The following is a 2460-nucleotide window of genomic DNA, read 5'->3' as shown; positions in this document are numbered from 1 at the left end:
CCGCGGGGGGGGGGGGGGCGCCCCCCCCCCGCCCGCCCGCCCCGGGGCGGGGGGGGGGGCGCGCGCGGGGGGGGGGGGGGGGGGGGGCCCGCGCCGCCCCCCCCGCCCCCCCCCACGGCTCTGTCCCGGCGGCCGCCCCGGTCCGTCTTCCGGATCGTCCCTGCCGCGGCGCGTCCTGCGGCATGATGACCCGGTGAGTGTGCTCCCCCTGGTCTTCACCAGCGGCTGGGCCAGCGGGATCAACGCCTACGCCGTGGTCCTCCTGCTCGGCCTCTTCGGCGCGACCGGGCTGACCGACGAGGTCCCCGCGTCCCTCCAGCGCACCGACGTGCTGATCGTCGCCGGTGTGCTGTTCCTCTGCGAGGCCGTCGCCGACAAGATCCCGTACGTGGACTCGGTCTGGGACGCGGTGCACACCGTGATCCGCCCGGTGGCCGGGGCGGTGGTCGGCGCCCTGCTGGCCGGCCAGAGCGGCTCGCTCTCCGACATCGCCGCCGGCGCGGTCGGCGGCTCCACGGCACTGGCCAGCCATTTCGTCAAAGCCGGCACCCGCATGGCCGTCAACACCTCACCGGAGCCGTTCAGCAACATCGCGCTGAGCACCGCCGAGGACCTGGGCGTGGCCGGCATCGTCACCTTCGCGATGTTCAACCCGCAGGCCGCCGCGATCATCGCGGCCGTCCTGCTGGCCGCCGGGCTGGCCATACTGGTCTTCCTCTGGACCCGGATCCGCCGCTTCCTGCGCCGCCGGGCCCAGCGCCGCGAGGAGAAACGGCTCGGCGCCGAGGAGCGCGAGGCGGCCTCCCGGGCCCCGGCGCCACCCCGCTGACCCGGCCCCGGCCCTGCACCGACCCGCCGCCGACCTCCTGCGATCCCGCTCGGTAGGGTCATCCGCATGGCACGAATTGCGGTGATCGGCGCCGGCATGGGCGCGATGGCCACGGCGGCCCGGCTGGCCGTGGCGGGGCACCGGGTGACGGTGTACGAGCGCGGGTCCACGTACGGCGGCTCCGTCGGCCGGTACGAGCGCGACGGCTTCGCCTTCGACACCGGTCCCGGTCTGCTGCACCTGCCCGCCGTCTACCGCGACCTGTTCGTCAAGACCGGCAAGCGGCCCCTGGAGGACTGCGTCGAGCTGGTCCAGGCCGATCCGGCCGTCCGGCACGTCCTCGCCGACGGCACCGCCGTCACCCTCCCGGGCGGCTCGCGCGGCGGCGCCGCCACCGTCCTCGACCAGACCTTCGGCGCGGGCGCCGGCGACCGCTGGAACGCCGTCCTGGGCCGGGCCCGGGACGCCTGGAACGCCACCCGGCGCCCCCTGCTGGAGGAGCCGCTGCGCCCCGACTGGCAGGTGCTGGGCCGCGACCCGTACCCCGCGGTGCGCAGGAGCGGCCTGCTGCGCCGCCGCCCGCCGACCCTCGCCGAGGTGGCCGCGCGCGAACTGGGCGGGGAGCTCGGCGAGCTCCTGGCCGCCCGGGTGCGGGCGTACGGGGTCGACCCGGCCACGGCGCCCGCCTCCGCGGCCGTGCTCCCGTACATGGAGCAGACCTTCGGCAGCTGGTACGTGCGCGGCGGGATGCGGGAGCTGGCCACCGCCGTCCACGAGCGCTGCCGGGAGCGGAAGGTCGACTTCGTCTTCGACGCCCCGGTCCGGGAGGTCCTGGAGCGGGACGGCCGGGCGGCCGGGCTGCTGCTGGCCGACGGCGGCGAGGCCGCGGCCGACTTCGTGGTCTGCGGGGCCGACCCGCGGCGGCTGGGGGCCCCGCTGCCGGCCGGCGGCGCTCCCGCCCGCGGGCCGGGGGTGGCGAGCCGGCTCACCCTGCTGCTGGCGCTGCGCGGCGCCCGCCCCGCGGACGCCGTCCACCGCACCCTGGTCCACTCCCCCGGCGCCCAGCTGACCGTGCTGCGCCCCGACGATCCGGCGGTACGGCCCGACGCGGACCACGAGGCGGTCACCGTGAGCACCGTGTGCGGCCCTGAGGGCGCCCCTGCGGGCCGTACGCAGGAGTTGCTGGACCTGGCGGCCCGGGCCGTGCCGGGGCTGCGCGAGCGGCTGCTGTGGACGCAGGTGCGCACGCCCGCGGACATCGAGGCGGCGACCGGCGCACCCGGGGGCGCGGTGCCCCCGCCCGCGCTGGCCGGAGCGGACGGCCGGATGCTCTACCCCGCCAACACCACGGCCCTGCCGGGGCTGTTCCTCGCCGGCGGCTGGGCGCACCCCGGCGGCGGGCTCGCGCACGCCGGGATGACCGGGGCCCTGGTGGCCGGCCTGATCGTGGAGGGCGCGGGGTTCCGCGGCTCCCGGTGACGGACCGGCCGTGACACACCGGCCGTGACACACTCGCGCCCCCCGGGGGAACTCCCGGGGGCGCGGCCGGGGGGGGGACGGGGGGCCCCCGGTGTGCCGCCCCCCCAGGACTGCGGTGGCGGTGCGGTGATTCACGACTCTCCCCTGTGCAG

The 2460-nt window shown here is 78.4% G+C and carries 2 protein-coding genes; both read left to right on the top strand.

Annotated features, from left to right (window positions below):
- Positions 1-193: 193 nt before the first annotated feature.
- The gene (locus ACFXA3_RS40980; protein WP_385196319.1) at positions 194-829 is read left to right on the top strand and encodes a DUF4126 domain-containing protein; all 636 of its coding nucleotides are present in this window, start codon (positions 194-196) and stop codon (positions 827-829) included.
- 66 nt (positions 830-895) lie between these two features.
- Positions 896-2308, top strand: coding sequence for a phytoene desaturase family protein (locus ACFXA3_RS40975; protein ID WP_385196317.1), 1413 nt, complete (start codon positions 896-898; stop codon positions 2306-2308).
- The last annotated feature ends 152 nt before the right edge of the window (positions 2309-2460 follow it).

This window comes from Streptomyces sp. NPDC059456, from assembly GCF_042750055.1.
Classification (GTDB): domain Bacteria; phylum Actinomycetota; class Actinomycetes; order Streptomycetales; family Streptomycetaceae; genus Streptomyces.
The sequence above is the reverse complement of the archived record's forward strand: the minus strand, read 5'-3'. Positions and strand labels throughout refer to the sequence as shown.